Raw genomic sequence first — 1,335 nt, 5'->3', positions numbered from 1 at the left:
GCCTGCTTTTCCAAATAAGAAATCAAACCATCCTTGCCAATTTTATTCCCAGCATTCTCAGCAGCCTTAACCACTGCCTCTTTTAAAATGCGCGTCATTTTATTTGGAACGCCTTTGACACGCCCTTGACCTGCCTTTGGTGGTATACGCTTTTTAATGGGTTTTGGAGCCTGCTCTGTATTTTCTGACGTCATAAAATACGCCCTCCAGATAATAAAAAACCCCGCATTTGCGGGGATTTTGAACTGTACATCACGCTCATTTAGATACAATACGACTAGTGCCGTAATTGTCATTAAATACGATTTGCATCACTTTGTCAACACAAAAATAACACATATTGATATATTCAAAGGGAATCGGTTAGATAATTAAGATGTAAATTAAGGTAGAAAACAATGTCTATAAAAAAAACTCTCTTTAGAAGAGTATTAATTATCACACTTTTTACAACGTGTTTTATATCCACTTCAAATGGATATGCTAATTCTGAAGAATCTTCTTCATTTTTTAATAAGTTATTCTGTTCAAAAGTAACCACAGAATTAAAAACCGAACTTCATAATCACCTAATTCATGGAAACGAATGGTGGGAAAAAAGATTCAAAGAAATTAGAATGATAGAAGAAGTATATTTCTTGCATAACATGTCGACTTTATCAAAAGAACGTTTTGAACAACATGTAAATATGATAAGAGAATGGCATGATATACTGTGGGAAAGAAACAATAGTTTTAGCGATTTAACCGGCAGTATGCTACAAAAAATAAGTGTAATAGAGGATCTAAATAAAGCAAAACAATCTAAGAACCATATGGAGGAATCAGAAATTCTGAAAGTCCTTCCTATAATTGAAAAGCGGATAATTGAAAATAAAAGAAAACTTCATAAACTAGATTATGAAAGTGAAGCGTTATATAAGTTTATCATTCACTTTTATTGATAGTTACATAATTTTGCGAAAAATACTTTTGAAGCGCATTAAGAGCAACCTTTAGCGAACTCACAAGATGTAGTAATTCTTGATCTTCACTAACAAGGTACTGTAGCGCTGCATAAAGATTGTACTGTCTATAGAGATGTTGCGCCTCTTTTATTGCCTCGTGAACAGATTGATAATGACGCGTTGCTTTTTCAACCCATTGCTCAAAGCTATCTGGGTCTGAATTTGTAGACACATCATCATAAACAGCGCTTGGCAAGCCCTTTGCACAAAGGTAATTATTCCTTATCTGTAGATATTGCTGGGCGGCATCATATTGCTCTTGAGTAAGCACGCCTTGCAAGCAAAGCCGCCCTATGTAAGACCCAGAAAGTGGATTTTTTGCCTCCTG

2 protein-coding genes and 1 pseudogene are annotated in these 1,335 nt (G+C 35.1%); 1 reads left to right on the top strand and 2 read right to left on the bottom strand.

What is annotated here, in order from left to right:
• Nucleotides 1-194 (bottom strand): annotated as a pseudogene (locus ACFIJR_RS08985) (hypothetical protein); the annotation flags it as partial.
• Between the two features lie 204 nt (nucleotides 195-398).
• On the opposite strand from ACFIJR_RS08985, the gene ACFIJR_RS08980 reads away from it, so the two are divergent.
• Nucleotides 399-944, top strand: coding sequence for a hypothetical protein (locus ACFIJR_RS08980; protein WP_375652195.1), 546 nt, complete (start codon nucleotides 399-401; stop codon nucleotides 942-944).
• On the opposite strand, the gene ACFIJR_RS08975 is transcribed toward ACFIJR_RS08980, so the two are convergent.
• The coding region (locus ACFIJR_RS08975) for a hypothetical protein (RefSeq protein WP_375654059.1) at nucleotides 928-1,335 on the bottom strand (408 nt) is incomplete at its 5' end. The genes ACFIJR_RS08980 and ACFIJR_RS08975 overlap by 17 nt on opposite strands.

This window comes from Bartonella sp. OD88NMGDW (assembly GCF_042193775.1).
Taxonomy (GTDB): domain Bacteria; phylum Pseudomonadota; class Alphaproteobacteria; order Rhizobiales; family Rhizobiaceae; genus Bartonella; species Bartonella grahamii.
This window is presented reverse-complemented; position numbering and strand designations above follow the sequence as displayed.